Source organism: Micromonospora sp. NPDC005237 (genome assembly GCF_040607775.1).
Classification (GTDB): Bacteria; Actinomycetota; Actinomycetes; order Mycobacteriales; family Micromonosporaceae; genus Micromonospora.
In genome coordinates this window covers 1-18,392 of the sequence record NZ_JBEXHJ010000016.1, presented here as the reverse complement: position 1 = coordinate 18,392, position 18,392 = coordinate 1, and the positions used below count along the sequence as shown (strand labels likewise).

At 69.6% G+C, this 18,392-nt stretch carries 14 protein-coding genes; all 14 read left to right on the top strand.

The annotated features are described in order from the left end of the window. Window positions 1-52: 52 nt before the first annotated feature. The 14 genes from ABZT87_RS29970 to chvE all read left to right on the top strand — a co-directional run bounded on the left by ABZT87_RS29970 (window position 53) and on the right by chvE (window position 18,257). Window positions 53-580: a hypothetical protein gene (locus tag ABZT87_RS29970; protein WP_354861050.1), complete on the top strand. Its 528-nt coding sequence runs from the start codon at window positions 53-55 to the stop codon at window positions 578-580. Window positions 581-638: 58 nt separating this feature from the next. Further along, complete coding sequence (locus ABZT87_RS29965; protein WP_355069101.1) at window positions 639-1,481, top strand: DUF4097 family beta strand repeat-containing protein; 843 nt, start codon at window positions 639-641, stop codon at window positions 1,479-1,481. Window positions 1,482-1,515: 34 nt separating this feature from the next. Further along, entirely contained in the window at window positions 1,516-2,526 is a 1,011-nt protein-coding gene (locus ABZT87_RS29960) for an ATP-binding cassette domain-containing protein (protein ID WP_355069102.1), read from the top strand. After that, window positions 2,523-3,311 (top strand): ABC transporter permease, encoded by a 789-nt coding sequence (locus tag ABZT87_RS29955; RefSeq protein WP_355139733.1) that lies wholly within the window; start codon window positions 2,523-2,525, stop codon window positions 3,309-3,311. Before ABZT87_RS29960 ends, ABZT87_RS29955 begins: the two co-directional genes overlap by 4 nt. Window positions 3,312-4,093: 782 nt before the next feature. Next, entirely contained in the window at window positions 4,094-5,776 is a 1,683-nt protein-coding gene (gene araB, locus ABZT87_RS29950) for a ribulokinase (protein WP_355139731.1), read from the top strand. After that, a complete protein-coding gene (locus ABZT87_RS29945) occupies window positions 5,773-6,465 on the top strand; it encodes an L-ribulose-5-phosphate 4-epimerase (RefSeq protein ID WP_354861991.1) in 693 nt (230 codons plus the stop codon). The genes araB and ABZT87_RS29945 overlap by 4 nt, the downstream gene beginning before the upstream one ends. 138 nt (window positions 6,466-6,603) lie before the next feature. Then, on the top strand, window positions 6,604-7,599 hold the full coding sequence (locus ABZT87_RS29940) for an ABC transporter substrate-binding protein (protein ID WP_354862004.1): 996 nt from the start codon (window positions 6,604-6,606) through the stop codon (window positions 7,597-7,599). A gap of 180 nt (window positions 7,600-7,779) precedes the next feature. Then, entirely contained in the window at window positions 7,780-9,321 is a 1,542-nt protein-coding gene (locus tag ABZT87_RS29935) for a sugar ABC transporter ATP-binding protein (RefSeq protein ID WP_354861993.1), read from the top strand. Further along, window positions 9,318-10,388 (top strand): ABC transporter permease, encoded by a 1,071-nt coding sequence (locus ABZT87_RS29930; protein WP_355139729.1) that lies wholly within the window; start codon window positions 9,318-9,320, stop codon window positions 10,386-10,388. Before ABZT87_RS29935 ends, ABZT87_RS29930 begins: the two co-directional genes overlap by 4 nt. Further along, on the top strand, window positions 10,385-11,377 hold the full coding sequence (gene yjfF / locus ABZT87_RS29925) for a galactofuranose ABC transporter, permease protein YjfF (RefSeq protein ID WP_354861996.1): 993 nt from the start codon (window positions 10,385-10,387) through the stop codon (window positions 11,375-11,377). The genes ABZT87_RS29930 and yjfF overlap by 4 nt, the downstream gene beginning before the upstream one ends. 26 nt (window positions 11,378-11,403) lie before the next feature. Further along, window positions 11,404-12,906, top strand: coding sequence for an L-arabinose isomerase (gene araA / locus ABZT87_RS29920; protein WP_354861998.1), 1,503 nt, complete (start codon window positions 11,404-11,406; stop codon window positions 12,904-12,906). A 340-nt stretch (window positions 12,907-13,246) separates the two neighbouring features. Beyond that, a complete protein-coding gene (locus ABZT87_RS29915) occupies window positions 13,247-15,367 on the top strand; it encodes an RICIN domain-containing protein (RefSeq protein ID WP_355139727.1) in 2,121 nt (706 codons plus the stop codon). A gap of 414 nt (window positions 15,368-15,781) precedes the next feature. After that, on the top strand, window positions 15,782-16,771 hold the full coding sequence (locus tag ABZT87_RS29910; RefSeq protein ID WP_355068944.1) for a LacI family DNA-binding transcriptional regulator: 990 nt from the start codon (window positions 15,782-15,784) through the stop codon (window positions 16,769-16,771). A gap of 343 nt (window positions 16,772-17,114) precedes the next feature. Further along, window positions 17,115-18,257 carry a multiple monosaccharide ABC transporter substrate-binding protein gene (gene chvE, locus ABZT87_RS29905; RefSeq protein WP_355139725.1) on the top strand — a complete coding sequence of 381 codons (1,143 nt, stop codon included), beginning with the start codon at window positions 17,115-17,117 and terminating at the stop codon, window positions 18,255-18,257. The last annotated feature ends 135 nt before the right edge of the window (window positions 18,258-18,392 follow it).

The following is an 18,392-nucleotide window of genomic DNA, read 5'->3' as shown; positions in this document are numbered from 1 at the left end:
CGTTGAGCCACGGCTGTTGCATTTTGAGCCAAAGTAGTGCCATGATGGTGCCATGGACTTGAGGCCGTACGTCGAGAACCTGCGCAACGAGTTCGCTGTGGCCGCCGAGGGCGTCGACCCGGAGGGTCGGGTGCTGGCCGAGCGACTCTTCACCCAACTGGAGGCGGCGACCCACCTCACGCTGCTCGAGGCGCTTTCCGACGCGGCCGACGAGATCACCCGCGATCTCGCCCCCGGGTCGGTGCACGTCCGGCTGCGCGGGCGCGAGCCCAATTTCGTGGTGACGCCCGCGAACCCGCCGGCGGACAGCACGGATGCGGTCAGCGAACCGCCTCCGGCGCCGGCGCCGCTGCTCCCGCCCGAGGGCGACGAGGGCGGCACGTCCCGGATCAACCTCCGCCTCCCCGACCATCTCAAGGCCAGCGTCGACGGGGCCGCCAGCCGGGCCGGGCTGTCCGTCAACGCCTGGCTGGTGCGAGCCGTCGCCGCCGCCGTCGCGGCCGGCGGCACGGATCGCCAGCCACCGCGCCGGCTGGAGCCGCCGCGGCCTGGCCAGCACGTCACCGGCTGGGCGCGCTGACCGCCGCGCCCCTTTCCGATTCCGCTCGCCTTCGCCACGCACCTCCCGGGAGACCACCATGCCTGTTTTCGATACGCCAGAACCGATTTCCGTCCAGGTCGAGCTGCCCGTCGGGGACGCCTGGATCGCTGCGACCGACCGCACCGACACGGTGGTGCAGGTGCGCCCCCGCGACCCGTCGAGCAAGGCCGACGTGAGCGCCGCGGAGCAGACCACCGTCGAGTACGCCGCCGGGCTCCTGCGGATCAGGGTGCCGAAGAGCTGGCGCCGATACGGCTTCGGCTCCGGCCCCTCGGTCGACGTCCTCATCGAGGTGCCGAGCGGGACACGGCTGCATGCCGAGGCGGCGTGGGCGGCGTTCCGCGGCGAGGGGCGGCTCGGCGAGTGTCGCATCAAGACCGGCAGCGGGATCCGGCTCGAGGAGACCGGGCCGTTGGAGATCGACAGCAGCCACGGCGAGGTCGCGGTGGAGCGTGTCACCGGTTCCGCCCGGGTGAAGGCCTCCTCCGGAAAGGTGCGCCTCGGCGCGGTCGACGGCACCGCGGAGATCAAGAACTCCTCCGGTGACTGCTGGATCGGCCGCAGCGGCGGTGACGTCCGGGTCAACACCGCGTACGGCGACATCACGGTGGACGCGTCGATGGCCTCGGTGGCGGCACGCACCGCGTACGGCAACGTCCGGCTGGGCGAGGTCGTACGCGGGTCGGTCGAGTCGCACACCTCGTACGGCGCGATCGAGGTCGGGGTCCGGCGCGGCACCGCCGCCTGGCTCGACGTCAGTTCCCGGCACGGGCGCGTGCACAACGCGCTCGAGTCGACCGACAGCCCGGCCGAGACCGACGAGACGGTCGAGATCCGCGCGAACACCTCCTACGGCGACATCACGATCCGCCGTGCCTGATCCGCCGCGACCCCCGACCACAAATGAGGAGACCATGACCAGCAGCAGGAAACCCGCGATCGTCACCACGGAGCTGCGGAAGTCCTACGGTGACAAGGTCGTGCTCGACGGCATCGACCTGATGATCACCGAGGGAACGATCTTCGCGTTGCTCGGCCCGAACGGCGCCGGCAAGACCACCACAGTGCAGATCCTCTCCACCCTGCTCCGGGCGGACGGCGGCCACGCCCGCGTCCTCGGCCACGACGTGACCCGTGAGCCCGACGCGGTTCGTGAGCTGATCGGCGTCACCGGCCAGTTCTCCGCCGTGGACAACCTGCTCACCGGTCGGGAGAACCTGAACCTGATGGCCGACCTGTGTCATCTGGACCGGGCGACGGGTCGGCGACGGATCGCCGACCTGCTCGGGCAGTTCGACCTCACGGAGGCGGCGGACAAGCCGGCCGCGACGTACTCCGGCGGCATGCGCCGTCGGCTCGACCTCGCGATGACCCTGGTCGGCGACCCCCGCGTCATCTTCCTCGACGAGCCGACGACCGGCCTCGACCCGCGCAGCCGCCGCGCCATGTGGCACATCATCCGGGCCCTCGCCGCCGAGGGCGTCACCATCCTGCTGACGACCCAGTACCTGGAGGAGGCCGATCAGCTCGCCGACCGCGTCGCGTTCCTCGACCACGGCCGGCTGATCGCCGAGGGCACCCCGCACGAGCTCAAGCGGCTCATCCCGGGCGGCCACGTCGTGTTGCGGTTCGCCGACCAGGAGGGGCTCGACTCGGCGGCCCGTACGTTCGCGGCGGCCACCCGGGACGACGCCGCGCTGACCCTCCAGGTGCCGAGCGACGGCGGGGTCGGTTCGTTGCGGTCCGTCCTCGACCACCTCGACCGCGACGCGATCACCGTGGCCGGCCTCGCGGTGCACACCCCCGACCTCGACGACGTCTTCCTCGCCCTCACCGGCCAACCCGACAGCCGAGCCAATCAACCCGACAGCCACCCCGCCACCCGGGCCGGGCGGTCCGGTCACGAAAGGGCCTCCGCGCGATGAGCACCCTCAACCTCGCCCTGCGCGACTCGAACACCATGCTGCGGCGCAACCTCCTGCACATGCGGCGCTACCCCTCGCTGACCCTCATGCTCGTCGGCATCCCGGTCATCCTTCTGCTGCTCTTCGTCTACGTCTTCGGCGGCACGCTCGGCGCCGGCCTCGGACCCTCCGGCGACCGCGCCGACTACGCCAACTACGTCACCCCCGGCATCCTGCTCATTACGGTGGCCAGCGCGGCGCAGGGCACCGCGATCTCGGTCGCCATGGACATGGCCGAGGGCATCATCGCCCGCTTCCGTACGATGGCGATCTTCCGGCCGTCGGTTCTCACCGGCCACGTCGTGGGCAGCGTGCTCCAGACGATGTTCAGCCTCGCGGCCGTCACCGGCGTAGCGCTGCTGGTCGGGTTCCGTCCCACCGCCAATGCCGTCGAATGGCTCGCCGCGATCGGCGTCCTCACCATGATCACCGTCGCGGTCACCTGGCTGTCGGTCGCCCTCGGCCTGGTCACGAAAAGCGTCGAGACGGCCAGCAACCTGCCCATGCCGCTGGTGCTCCTGCCATTTCTCGGCAGCGGGTTCGTCCCCACCGACTCCATGCCGACGCCGGTACGCCTGTTCGCCGACTACCAACCCTTCACCCCGGTCATGGAAACCCTCCGGGGCCTCCTGCTCGGCACCGGAATCGGCAGCAACGGGATCCTCGCGGTCGCCTGGTGCGCCGTCATCACGGTGGCCTGCTTCCTCTGGGCCAAGGCGCTCTACAACCGCGGCCGGACCGCCTGACCCGACGGGCCCTCGCGCCTGACCCTCCCGGCCCGCCTGACCCGCCCGGCCCGCCCCGGTCCGGCCCTTCGGGGCCGGGCCGGGGCGCATGATCGACCCCAGCTCGGCGATGTCGCGGTGTCCCGCCGACCGGATACCGCGACATCGCCAACCTGGAGTCGATCACCACCGCGGGATCGCCGCGGAGTCCCCACCCCGACCCTGGCCGCGACGCCGGAGGCGCGGGCGCCCACGAGACGCGCTGGGTCGAGACCGTGCGCGCGGCGACCGCGAAACGTCGAATGTTATCGATAACACGATTCCCGGACCGGGCACGCGAGGTGCACGTCGGCGACCGGAGTGCGCGCTCATGGGCTCGGCGGCGGCTGCGGCGCGGGTCATAGATCTGATCATGCGAGGCTGGCGGCCGCAGCGATGTTATCGCTGACATCGCCGACGACCCGGCCACCGTCGCGATCGGACCGTCATCCCGTGGCCCAGTGGTGCGGGACCTTGCTGTCGCCCTGCCGGCTGAGGAGGCGCCGGGCCGACGGCCGGCCGGGGAGGTGTCGGGCCGCCCGCCGGGCGAGGAGGTTTCGGCCGGCTGCCGTTCAGATGTCGCCCTCCCTGCGCTGCCGCGACCGGGCTGGAGGCGGAATCGCGGACTTTGCACCAATCCGGTAGCTACCCGCCCAAGTGGGCGCGCGGGCCTCCGCGTTCCGTTACGGAGCTGTTGCAGCTAGATGTCTTGACGGCGCTGGATGTGAGCGTTAACACTATCCCCGTTAACGGTGGAGGTGAACATGGAGCGTGTGGACGGAGCTGCCGAAAGCTACGTCGTGGGTGTCGACTTCGGCACTCTCTCCGGGCGGGCCCTGGTGGTCCGGGTTTCCGACGGTGCCGAGTTGGGGACCGCGGTGCACGAGTACGGCGACGGGGTCATCAGCGAGACGCTGCCCGGAGGTCGACCGCTGCCCCCGGACTGGGCGCTGCAAAATCCGGACGACTACCGCGACGTGCTGCGCCACGCCGTCCCGGCGGCGGTGTCCGCCGCGGGAGTGGACCCCGCATCGGTGGTGGGCATCGGCATCGACTTCACCGCCTGCACCGTGCTGCCGACCGACGCCCACGGCACCCCGCTCTGCGAGGATCCCGACCTGCGCGACCGGCCGCACTCCTGGGTCAAACTGTGGAAGCACCACGCCGCGCAGCCGCACGCCGACCGGATCAACGCGCTGGCCCACGAGCGGGCGGAGCCGTGGATCGGCCGGTACGGCGGCAAGATCTCCGCCGAGTGGCAGTACGCCAAGGGTCTGCAGATCCTGGAGGAGGACCCGGAGATCTACCACCGGGCCGAGCGGTTCATCGAGGCCGCCGACTGGATCGTCTGGCAGCTCAGCGGCACCGAGACCCGTAACGTCTGCACCGCGGGCTACAAGGGCATCCTGCAGGACGGGCAGTACCCGTCCGACAGCTTCCTGACCGCGCTCAACCCCGACTTCGGCGACTTCGTGGCCAAGCTCGACGGTCCGCTGCTGCCGCTCGGCGCACGCGCCGGCACGCTCACCGCCCGCGCCTCGGCCTGGACCGGTCTGCCGGAGGGGATCGCGGTGGCCGTCGGCAACGTCGACGCGCACGTCACCGCTGCGTCCGCGCAGGCGGTGGAGCCCGGTCGGCTGGTCGCCATCATGGGCACCTCGACCTGCCACGTCGTCAACGGCGCGGAGGTCGCCGAGGTGGCTGGCATGTGCGGTGTCGTGGACGGCGGCATCAGCCCCGGCGCCTGGGGCTACGAGGCCGGGCAGAGCGGTGTCGGCGACATCTTCGGCTGGTTCGTCGCGCACGGCGCCCCCGCCGGGTTCGACTCGCACGAACGCCTCACCGAGCTTGCCGCCAGCCAGCCGGTCGGCGCACACGGCCTGGTCGCCCTGGACTGGTGGAACGGCAACCGCTCGCTGCTGGTCAACCACGACCTCAGCGGGATGATCGTCGGGATGACCCTGGCCACCCGGCCGCAGGACATCTACCGTGCGCTGCTGGAGTCCACGGCGTACGGCACCAGGATGATCATCGACGCGTTCGTCGAGGCCGGGGTGCCGGTGAACGACCTGGTGATCGCCGGCGGTCTCACCAACAACAAGCTGCTGATGCAGATCTACGCCGACGTGACCAAGCGACCGCTGAACATCATCGCCTCGGCGCAGGGGCCGGCGCTCGGGTCGGCGATCCACGCCGCCGTCGCCGCCGGGGCGTACCCGTCGATCCACGAGGCGTCGCAAGCGATGGGGCGGGTGCACGAGGCCGTCTACACGCCGGATCCCGACCGGGCGCGCGCCTACGACGCCCTGTACGCCGAGTACCGGGCGCTGCATGACCACTTCGGTCGGGGCGGCAACGACGTCATGCTCCGCCTGCGGGCGATCCGCAACGCGGCGGTCGAGGCCGTCGCGGCCACGCACGAGGCCCCGCTGGAGGTCGTCGCATGAGCGCAGAGGTAGGTCGACAGATCCGCGAGCTGCGCGAGAGCGTCGCCCGCCTGCACAGCGAGCTGACCCGTTACAACCTGGTCGCCTGGACGTCCGGCAACGTCTCGGCGCGGGTCCCCGGTCAGGACCTCATGGTGATCAAGCCGAGCGGTGTGGGTTACGACGACCTCACGGCCGACACCATGGTGGTCTGCGACCTCGACGGTGTCCTCGTCGAGGGGGACCTCGCCCCGTCCAGCGACACGGCCGCCCACGCCTACGTCTACCGCGCCATGCCCGAGGTCGGCGGTGTCGTGCACACGCACAGCTCGTACGCCAGCGCCTGGGCCGCCTGCGGGGAGGCGATCCCCTGCCACCTCACGGCCCAGGCCGACGAGTTCGGTGGGGAGATCCCGCTGGGCCCGTTCGCGCTGATCGGCGGCGACGACATCGGCAAGGGGATCGTCGCCACCCTCGCCGGGCACCGCTCTCCCGCGGTGCTGATGCGCAACCACGGTGTCTTCTCCATCGGTCGGGACGCCCGGGCGGCGGTCAAGGCCGCGGTCATGTGCGAGGACGTGGCCCGTACCGCGTACCTGGCGCGGACCCTCGGGCAGCCGGTGCCGATCGCGCAGGCCGACATCGACGCCCTCTACCACCGCTACCAGAACGTCTACGGGCAACAAACAGTCGCACCGGCAGGTCCCTGACCGTCTCCATCGGCCGTCCGGGCCTGCCGGTCTGCTCCACCGACGCACCAGCACGCACCACCCGCGTACGCCACCCTTCGCACGTCGGCGGCTCGCGCGGTCCCACCACACCACAGCCAAGGAGAACTGATGAGAAAGATGCGAACGCAGTCCGCTCCGTGGCGCGCTGTCGCGGTCCTCGCCAGCGTGCTGCTCGTGGGCGGCGTGGCGGCCTGCGGCAACAGCGACACCGGCGGCGGCGGGTCCAAGGACGACGGCAAGATCACGATGGGCTTCTCCCAGGTCGGTGCGGAGAGCGGGTGGCGTACCGCGAACACCACCTCGATCAAGGATGCCGCGGCCGCGGCGGGCATCGAGCTGAAGTTCGACGACGCTCAGCAGAAGCAGGAAAACCAGATCAAGGCGATCCGCAACTACATCCAGCAGAAGGTCGACGTGATCGCCTTCTCGCCGGTGGTGGAGTCCGGGTGGGACACCGTCCTCAAGGAGGCCAAGGACGCCGGCATTCCTGTCATCCTGACCGACCGCTCGGTCGACTCGGCCGACAAGACCCTCTACAAGACCTTCCTCGGCTCGGACTTCGTCAAGGAGGGCCGTCTCGCCGGTGAGTGGCTGGTCGAGCAGAAGAAGGCCGCCTCGGGCCCGGTGAACATCGTGGAGTTGCAGGGCACCACCGGCGCGGCGCCGGCCAACGACCGCAAGAAGGGCTTCGCCGAGGCGATCGCCGCCAACCCGAACCTGAAGGTCATCGCCTCGCAGACGGGCGACTTCACCCGGGCCGGCGGCAAGCAGGTCATGGAGCAGTTCCTCAAGGCCAACCCGAAGATCGACGTGCTGTTCGCGCACAACGACGACATGGGTCTGGGCGCGCTCGAGGCGATCACCGCGGCCGGCAAGGTGCCCGGCAAGGACATCACCATCATCACTGTGGACGCCGTCAAGGACGGTATGCAGGCCCTCGCCGACGGGAAGTTCAACTTCATCGCGGAGTGCAGCCCGTTGCTCGGCCCGCAGCTGATGGACCTGGCCAAGAAGGTCCACGCGGGCGAGACGGTGCCGGCTCGGATCGAGACCGAGGAGACCACCTTCACGACTGAGCAGGCCAAGGAGGCTCTGCCCAACCGCAAGTACTGATCGACGCAGGGGGGTCGCCGCGCTCGCGTGGCGACCCCGCCGCGTCGCCCCATAAACCCGAACGGACCGGGCATGACCCGCGCCACGCCCGCCCGAGCCTCCCGCCGGGGCGGCCGGGCGGGCGCGGTGGGAGCGCAGCGGCCCATCCGCGTCGACAACCCCCAGAAGAGGTCTGATGGGATGACGGATAGCCGTCCGGTCCTGACGATGACCGGGATCAGCAAGTCCTTTCCCGGGGTGCGCGCACTCCACGACGTCAACTTCCGGCTCTTCCCCGGCGAGGTGCACGCCCTGTTGGGCGAGAACGGCGCCGGCAAGTCGACCCTCATCAAGGTGCTGACCGGCGTCTACGACACCGACGAGGGCACGATCACCCTCGACGGTGAGCCGGTGTCCTTCACCGGCCCGATGCAGGCGACGGCAGCCGGGGTGAGCACCGTCTACCAGGAGGTCAATCTCTGCACCAACCTCTCGGTGGCGGAGAACATCTTCATCGGCCGCCAGCCGCGGCTTTTCGGCGCCGTCCGCTGGGGTGAGGTCCGCCGACGGGCACGCGCGCTCCTGGCCCGCCTCGACCTCGACCTCGACGTCAGCGCGCCGCTGGGCTCGTACTCCCTCGCGATCCAGCAGATGGTCGCGATCGCCCGTGCGATCGACATCCAGGCCCGGGTGCTGATCCTGGACGAGCCGACGTCCAGCCTCGACGCGGGTGAGGTCGCGCAACTGTTCCGCATCATGCGGCAACTGCGCGACGAGGGCATCGCGATCCTGTTCGTGACCCACTTCCTCGACCAGGTCTACGAGATCGCCGACCGCATCACGGTGCTGCGCAACGGCGGGCTCGTCGGCGAGTACCTGACCGCCGAGCTGCCCCAGCTGAGCCTCGTCGAGAAGATGATCGGCAAGGAACTCGACGTCCTCGAAGGGATCGAGGAGCACTCCCGGCGGGACCTGGCCGAGCTGGAGGAGGGCACCCCCCTGGTGGCGGTGTCGAACCTCGGCCGGGCGGGCGCGGTCGCGCCGTTCAGCCTGACCATCCATTCCGGCGAGGTGGTGGGCCTGGCCGGTCTGCTGGGCTCCGGGCGTACCGAGGTGGCGCGGCTGTTCTTCGGCGCCGACCGGGCCGACGGCGGGCAGGTCGCGATCGACGGCACGTCGGGCAGTCTGCGTACCCCCGCGCAGGCCATCGACCAGGGCGTCGGCTTCTGCTCGGAGAACCGCCGGGCCGAGGGCATCGTTCCCGAACTGTCGGTCCGCGAGAACATCATCCTCGCCATGCAGGCCGCCCGCGGCTGGCTGCGGCCCATCCCGCGCCGCCGCCAGGACGAGCTGGTCGACAAGTACGTCAAGGCCCTCAACATCCGTCCGGCGGACCCGGAGGTGCCGGTCCGCAACCTCTCCGGCGGCAACCAGCAGAAGGTGCTGCTGGCCCGGTGGCTGATCACCGAGCCGCGGCTGCTGATCCTGGACGAGCCGACCCGGGGCATCGACATCGGCGCGAAGACCGAGATCCAGCGGCTCGTGACGCAGTTGTCCGACGGCGGGATGGCGGTGCTGTTCATCTCCGCCGAGTTGGAGGAGGTGCTGCGCCTCAGCCACAAGGTGGCGGTCATGCGCGACCGGCAGATGGTCGCGCAGCTCGCCAACGACGAGGACCTCGACGCCGAGCGCATCATGCAGACGATCGCGAGTGGATCTCACCGGGAGGAGGTGGACCGATGAACGACACCATGGGCCGCTATCGGACGATGATCGGTCACCGGGTGTTCTGGCCCGTCGCCGTGCTGGTCGCCATGCTCGCCGCGAACACGATCTACCGGCCCGGGTTCCTGTCCATCGAGCTCAAGGACGGGCACCTGTACGGCTCGCCGATCGACATCCTGCGGTTGAGCGCGCCGCTGATCCTCGTGGCGCTGGGCATGACCCTGGTCATCTCGACCGGCGGCATCGACCTGTCGGTGGGCTCGGTGTGCGCGATCAGCGGCGCGATGGCCTGCATGTACATCAGCAAGCAGCCCGACCAGAACAGTCTCACCGTGGTGCTGACCGCCCTCGCGATGGCGTTGGGGGTCGCGCTCGTGCTCGGCGTCTGGAACGGGGTGCTGGTGGCCGTGATCGGGATCCAACCGATCATCGCCACGCTGATCCTGATGGTGGCCGGCCGGGGCCTCGCCCAGCTGATCACCCAGGGTCAGATCATCACGATCAACTCCGAGCCGTTCCGGGCGATCGGGCTGGGCCACCTGCTGACCCTGCCGCTGGCCATCTTCATCGCCCTCGCCGCGGCACTGCTCGTCGCCGCGTTCACCCGCCGTACCGCACTCGGCATGATCATCGAGTCGGTGGGCGGCAACGCGGAGGCGAGCCGGCTCGCCGGCATCCGCTCCGGTCGGGTCATCTTCCTCGCGTACGTCGTCAGCGCCGTCTGCGCGGCGATCGCCGGCTTCATGATGACGGCCAACGTCTCCAGCGCCGACGGCAACGCGGTCGGCCTCTGGGTGGAGTTGGACGCCATCCTCGCGGTCGTCATCGGTGGCACGTCCCTCGCCGGCGGCCGGTTCTTCCTGAGCGGCACGATCCTCGGCGCGCTGATCATCCAGACCCTGACCACCACGGTGTACGCCATGAACATCTCACCGCAGACGTCGCTGCTGTTCAAAGCGGTAGTCGTCATCGCCGTCTGCCTCATCCAGGCGCCGGCCTTCCGAGCCAAGTTCAGCCGGCGCAGAAGAAGCGCCCCGCCGCCGCGCCCCGTCGCCGACAAGCCGAAGGAGCAGGTGCCGGCATGACCACCGGATCGCTCACCGCCCCCCGCCGCACCCGGATCCGGCTGCCTCGGCGGCAGGTGCCGGTGCTTGCCACGCTCGCCCTGCTCCTGGTGATGTACGGCATCGGCGTGTCCCAGTACACGGCGTTCTCGAACGTGCAGGTCATCTTCAACGTCTTCATCGACAACGGCTTCCTGCTCGTCGTCGCGGTGGGGATGACCTTCGTGATCCTCACCGGTGGCATCGACCTGTCGGTGGGGTCCGTCGTCGCCATGACGGCGATGGTGTCGGCGGATCTGTTGCAGAAGGGTCTGCCCGCGGCGCTCGTGCTCGTCATCGCCCTGCTCATCGGCCCGACGCTCGGCCTGTTGATGGGGTGCGCCATCCACTTCTTCGACATCCAGCCGTTCATCGTCACGCTCGCCGGGATGTTCTTCGCCCGCGGCATGTGCACGTTCATCTCCGGCTCGTCCATCCCGATCACCGACGGGTTCTGGACCAGGATGTCGCAGGAGCGGATCGGGGACCCCCGGGGCAACTTCGTCTCGATCAGCGTGTTGATCGCCTTCGCCGTGGTGCTCGTCGCGGCGTACGTGCTGGCCTACACCCGGTTGGGGCGCAACGTGTACGCGGTCGGCGGCAACCCGCAGTCGGCGCTGCTGATGGGTCTGCCGTTGGGGCGGACCCGGATCGCCGTCTACACGATCAGCGGTCTGTGCTCCGCGATCGGTGGCATCCTGCTGTCCTTCTACACCCTCTCGGGCGCGCCGCTGATCGCGGTCGGCATGGAGTTGGACGTCATCGCCGCCGTCGTGATCGGAGGCACCGTGCTCACCGGTGGCTCGGGTTACGTCTTCGGCACGGTGCTCGGCGTGCTGGTGCTGGGTGTGATCCAGACCCTCATCACCTTCGACGGGAGTCTCAACTCCTGGTGGACCAAGATCGTGATCGGCGGACTGCTCTTCGCGTTCATCCTCCTCCAGCGCCTCATCGGAATTCGTTACAAGTGACCGTTCCTCTCGCGGAAGGCAACCCCATGGCACCACAAACCCACCCCGAGATCTGGTTCCTCACCGGCAGCCAAGGCATGTACGGCGAGGAGACGCTCCGGCAGGTCGCCGAGCAGTCCCGCCAGATCGCGGCCGCGCTCGACGACTCGCCGCAGATTCCCGCCCGGGTGGTCTGGAAGCCCGTCCTGACCAACAGCGGTGAGATCCTGCAGGTCTGCCGGGACGCCGCCGCGCAGGGGGCCATCGGGGTCATCGCGTGGATGCACACGTTCTCACCGGCGAAGATGTGGATCTCCGGTCTGGACGCCCTGCAGACGCCACTGCTGCACCTGCACACCCAGGCGAACGTCCTGCTGCCGTGGGACGAGATCGACATGGACTTCATGAACCTGAACCAGGCCGCCCACGGCGACCGTGAGTTCGGGTACATCCAGACCCGCCTCGGGGTGGCCCGCAAGACCGTCGCCGGGCACGTGAGTGACCCGCGGGTGACCGGCCGGGTCGGGGCCTGGGCCCGCGCGGCGCTCGGCTGGTCGGCGATGCGGTCGCTGCGGCTGGCCCGCTTCGGCGACAACATGCGCGACGTCGCGGTGACCGAGGGTGACAAGGTCGAGGCGGAGCTGCGCTTCGGGGTGTCGGTCAACACCTACGGCGTCAACGACCTGGTCCAGGTGGTCGGCGAGGTCGCCGACGCCGACGTGGACGAGCTGGTCAAGGAGTACGACGACAGCTACCGCGTCGGCGCCGAGCTGCTTCCCGGGGGCGAGCGGCACGACTCGCTGCGCTACGCGGCCCGTCTGGAGCTCGGCATGCGCGCGTTCCTGGACGCCGGCGGCTTCCGCGCGTTCACCACCAACTTCGAGGACCTCGGTGGTCTGCGTCAGCTGCCCGGTATCGCCGTGCAGCGGCTGATGGCCGACGGCTACGGCTTCGGTGGTGAGGGTGACTGGAAGACGTCCGTCCTGGTCCACACCCTCAAGGCGATGTCGGTGGGGGTCGCGGGCGGCACGTCGTTCATGGAGGACTACACCTACGACCTGACTCCGGGTCAGGAGCTGGTGCTGGGCGCCCACATGCTCGAGGTCTGCCCGACCATCGCGTCCGACGTGCCCAACGTGGAGATCCACCCGCTGAGCATCGGCGGGCGGGAGGACCCGGTGCGGCTCGTGTTCGACGCCGCGCCCGGCCCGGCGGTGGTGCTCGGCCTGGCCGACATGGGGGAGCGGTTCCGGCTCGTGGCCAACGAGATCGACGTCGTGACGCCGCCGCAGCCGCTGCGCCGGCTGCCGGTCGCCCGCGCCGTCTGGCGGCCGCGACCGGACCTGCCCGGCTCGGCCGAGGCGTGGATCACCGCCGGCGCCCCGCACCACACCGTGCTGTCGCAGGCGGTGGGCACCGAGGAGCTGCACGACCTGGCCGAGATGAGCCGGACCGAGCTCGTCGTCATCGACGCCGACACCGAGCCGCGCCGCTTCGCCGACGAGATCCGCTGGAACCAGGCCTACTACCGGCTGGCCCGCGGCTTCTGATCCGCGCGCTCGGAGCGTTCTGACAAACGGGTGGTCCATCCCTGCCTGCGGGCGGGGGTGGGCCACCCGTTCGCGTGTGCGCCAGCAGGGGCCACGAGGCGGTTGTGTTACGCCTTGACTAACAGCATGTTATCGCTCACAGTCTATAGCCAAGATGGTCGATGTCGTTGGCTGGTCCGGCCGCGCGCGCGTCCTACCCCGCGGTTTCGGCACCTTGTCACCGCCGCGGTCGGGCGATCGGTGTTAGCGATCACATGGTCGGGCGTGGTCAGCTCGGTGCCCCGCCCGGTGCCGCGGACGCCGACCCAGACCGCACGGTTTGCGTCAGCAGAGGAGGATCATGCTTTCCATCGGTCGGGTTCCCCGGGGTGCGCCACGTGGGCGCGGGTGGCTGTCGAGACTCGCCGTCGCCGCGATGACACTGGTGGTCGGTGGCGCGGCCGCGGCGGTGGCCGCGGCGCCCGCGTCAGCGGCGACGGTCGACACCAGCGCCTGGTACGTGTTGGTCAACCGCAACAGCGGCAAGGCATTGGACGTGTACAACCTGGCCACGAACGACGGGGCGCGGATCACCCAGTGGACGCGTAACAACGGTAACCAGCAGCAGTGGCAGTTCGTGGACTCGGGAAGTGGCTACTACCGGCTCAAGTCGCGGTTGTCGGGCAAGGTGCTTGACGTCTACAACCGTTCGACCGCCAACGGCGCGGCGATTGTGCAGTGGACCGACAACAACGGCACCAACCAGCAGTTCCAGCTGGCCGACTCGGACGGCGGCTACGTCCGGTTGATCAACCGCAACAGCAGCAAGGTGATGGAGGTGCAGGGCGCCTCGACCGCCGACGGCGGAAACATCGTGCAGTACGACGACTGGAACGGCACCAACCAGCAGTGGCAGCTCGTGCGCGTCGACGGCGGGGGCAACCCCACCACGCCGCCCCCCACGACTCCGCCCCCGTCGAGTGGCACGTACTCGAACCCGGTGGTCTGGCAGGACTTCGCCGACGTCGACATCATCCGGGTCGACAACGTCTACTACATGTCGGCGTCCACCATGCACTACTCGCCGGGCGCTCCGGTGCTGCGCTCTTACGACCTGGTGAACTGGGAGTACGCCGGCCACTCCGTACCCCGGTTGGACTTCGGCTCGAAGTACGACATGAGCGGTGGTAACGCGTACGTCGACGGGATCTGGGCCTCGACGTTGAACTACCGGCCGAGCAACAAGACGTTCTACTGGGCCGGGTGCATCGACTTCGCGCAGACCCACATCTACACCGCGTCCGCCGTCGACTCGACGTGGAGCAAGCTCACCACCATCCCCAACTGCTACTACGACGCCGGCATGCTGATCGACGACAACGACACCATGTACGTCGCGTACGGCAACACCACCATCAGCGTCGCGCAGCTGTCCGCCGACGGGAAGACCCAGGTCCGCAGCCAGCAGGTCTACAGCACGCCGTCGAGCATCGGGACGCTGGAGGGCGCGCGCTTCTACAAGCGCAACGGCGCCTACTACATCTGGCTCACCCGGCCGGCCAACGGCCAGTACGTGCTGAAGTCGACCAACGGCCCGTTCGGCCCCTACGAGCAGCGTCAGGTGCTGCTCAACCTGCCCGGCCCGATCTCCGGTGGCGGCGTGCCGCACCAGGGCGGACTGGTGCAGACCCAGAACGGCGACTGGTACTACATGGCGTTCGTCGACGCGTACCCCGGTGGCCGGATGCCCGCCATGGCGCCGATCACCTGGACCGGCGACGGCTGGCCGGTGCTGCAGACCGTCAACGGCGCGTGGGGCAGCTCGTACCCGAAGCCGAACCTGCCCGCCGCGCCCCGGGCGGTGAAGCCACTCACCGGCACCGACACGTTCGCCGGCACCACCCTCGGCCCGCAGTGGGAGTGGAACCACAACCCGGACAACAACCGGTGGTCGGTCAACAACGGGCTGCAGCTGCAGACCGCCACGGTCACCGGCGACCTGTACGCCGCGCGCAACACGCTGACCCACCGGATCCAGGGCCCCACCTCGACCGCCACCATCGAGTTGGATTACTCCACCATGCGCGACGGTGATCGCACCGGCCTGGCGGTGTTGCGCAACTCGTCAGCGTGGATCGGGGTCCGGCGGGACAACGGGTCCACCCGCCTGGTCATGCAGAACGGACTCACGATGGACGGCAACTGGAACACCACCAGCACCGGCAGCGAGGTGGCGAGCACCGCCGTCTCCGGTGGCCGGATCTGGTTGCGGGCCAACGCCGACATCAGACCCGGGTCCGGCCGGCTGGCCCGCTTCTCGTACAGCACCGACGGGGTCAACTTCACGTCCTTCGGCAACGCCCTGACCCTGGCGAACAACTGGCAGTTCTTCATGGGCTACCGGTTCGCCATCTTCAACCACGCCACACAGGCGCTCGGTGGCGCGGTCACCGTGCGCCGATTCGACCTGACGACACCGTGACGCCGGTCACACAACGAGTAACCCACGGGTGACGCGAATGGACCACCTCTCCCGCCGCGGAAGGTGTCCGCGTCGCCGGCTCCGGCCCGCCGCCGCCCTGTTCCGCGCTCTGTCCAGGAGCGCCGAGCGGGGCGGCGGTTCGCCGTGGCCGGCTCGGGTCAGCGGAGGCCGGCACGCGCGGCGCGGAGCGCTGCCGCCCGACCTGGCACCCGCCGTGTCGTTCACGCTCAGCCGTTCCGTGTTGGCGGCGGTGCCTGGCGTAGACTGTCGGCGATCCAGCGCTGGTCACCTGCGATTCAGCACCGGCGTGGTGGCTGAGCGAGGGGGACCGGGCCGGGCCGCTCCAGTCAACGTCGACGGGCCGCGGGTCGGGTTGCAGGCGGGGGGAGTGAAATGGCCGTGCACGGTCCCGCGATGACAGATGTCGCTCGTCTGGCCGGTGTCTCCCACCAGACGGTGTCGCGGGTGCTCAACGGGCACCCCAACGTGCGTGAGCAGACCCGGTTGCGGGTGCGGGCGGCGATCGCCGAACTCGGCTACCGCCCGAACGGCGCCGCACGCGCACTGGTGACCGGCCGGTCCCAGGTCATCGGCGTGGTGGCACAGAACACGACCCTCTACGGCCCGGCGTCACTGCTGGCCGCCCTGGAGCAGACGGCCGCGGAGGAGGGCTTCGCGGTCAGCGTGGGCAGCGTCCGCAACCTCGACCACCGTTCCATCTCGGCAGCCGTCGAGCGGCACCTGGCGCACCGGGTGGCCGGCATCGTCGTCATCGCGCCGGTCGAGTCGGCCGGCGAGGCCCTGGAACGGCTGCCCAAGGACGTTCCCCTGGTGACTGTCGACGGCGATCCGCAGCGGCCGGTGCCGTTGGTGACGGTCGACCAGGTGGCTGGCGCGCGGGCGGCGACCCAGCATCTTCTCGACGCGGGGCACCGCACCGTGTGGCACGTCTCGGGGCCGTCCGACTGGTTCGACAGCGCCGGCCGGATCGAGGGCTGGCGGGCGGCGCTCCTGGCCGCGGGGATCGACCCACCGCCCCTGATGCACGGGGACTGGTCGGCGGCGTCGGGCTACCGGTGCGGGCAGATGCTCGCCCGGATGCCGGAGGTGACCGCGATCTTCACGGCCAACGACCACCTCGCTCTGGGCGTGCTGCGGGCGTTGCACGAGTTCGGGCGGCGGGTGCCGGCCGAGATCAGCGTCGTGGGTTTCGACGACGTGCCGGAGGCCGCGTACTTCATTCCGCCGCTGACGACCGTACGACCGGACTTCGACGCGGTGGCCCGGGCGAGCCTGCAGATGTTGCTGAGCCAGATCGAGTCGGGCATCGGTGGGGGTGCCCTGCGGCAGACCATCGCCCCGACCCTGGTCGCCCGCGACAGCGTCGCCCCGCCTCGCCACTGACGGTGTCAGCGCCCGCACGCCTCGGCGACCGCCGCGCGGCCGACCGCTTCGCCGTCGCGGCCGGCGTGCGTCGATCACCACCCGGCGGCCTCGTCGTCGGTCCTGCCGTCGCGTGCCCGGCGGGTGTCCACGCGCAGGCCGATCCCGACCACGTACTGGCGGTCGTCGATCGACCGCCCACAGGGTTGCGCGAGGTGGCGTCGGTGGCGACGGCTCCGTTACGAGACCGTGACACCGGTATTTCGGATCAAGTGTTGACGTGCCCTATGTGAGCGCTAACACTACCCGAAAGGTGACAGGTGGCCCCGGCGATCGGCGGGGGGAATCGGGAGAGGAGAAGCCCGTGAGCAGGAAATTCCTGGTTGCTCTCGGTAGTGCGGCGCTGGCGCTGAGCCTGGCGGCGTGCAGTGGTGGAGGTGCCGGCAGCGGCGGCGACACCAGCGACAAGAAGCCGGGGGACCTGACGATCGGTGTCTCGATGCCGACGCAGACCTCCGAGCGGTGGATCGCCGACGGCAACGCGGTGAAGTCCAAGCTGGAGGCGAAGGGCTACAAGGTCGACCTGCAGTACGCGGGCGACGACATCCCCACCCAGTCGCAGCAGGTCGACCAGATGATCACCCAGGGCGCCGACGTCCTGGTCATCGCGGCGATCGACGGCACCGCGCTCAGCAGCCAGTTGCAGGCCGCCGCGGCCGCGAAGATCCCGGTCATCTCCTACGACCGGCTGATCCGTGGCAGCAAGGACGTCGACTTCTACGTCAGCTTCGACAACTACAAGGTTGGCGTCGCCCAGGGCACCGCGCTGCTGGTCGGTCTCGGCCTGCTGAACAAGGACGGCTCGAAGGGCACCGCCAAGGGCCCGTTCAACATCGAGCTCTTCGCCGGCTCGCTCGACGACAACAACACGCAGTACTTCTTCGGCGGTGCGATGGACACGCTGAAGCCGTACGTCGACGCCGGCACGCTGAAGGTGAAGTCCAAGCAGACCACCCCCGAGCAGGTGGCGACCCTGCGGTGGCAGCAGGAGACCGCGCAGAAGCGGATGGAGAACCTGCTGACCTCCAGCTACAACGACGGCTCGAAGGTCGACGGCGTGCTGTCGCCGTACGACGGCATCTCCCGGGGCATCATCACCGCCCTGCAGAACGCCGGCTACGGCAGCGGCGCCAAGAAGCTGCCCGTGGTGACCGGTCAGGACGCGGAGATCGCCTCGATCAAGCTGATCAACGACGGCGTGCAGAACTCGACCGTCTTCAAGGACACCCGCCTGCTTGCCGACCAGGCCGTGAACGCCGCTGAGGCGTTCCTGCAGAAGAAGGAGCCGCAGGCGAACGACACCAAGACGTACAACAACGGTGTCAAGGTCGTTCCGGCCTACCTGCTGCCGATCGCGACCGTCTACAAGGACGACATCAAGGCGACGCTGATCGACTCCGGCTACTGGACGGCGGAAGAGGTCGCCGCCGGTCAGGCCAAGAAGTAGGTCACCCCGTCGGGGGGGGGGGGGGCCCGCCCCCCCCCCCCCCCCGGCCGGCCGCCCCCACCCCCCCCCCCCACAAAAAACACAAACAAAAAAAAACCCAAAAAAAGGGGGGGAAAAAAAAAAAAAAAAAACGCG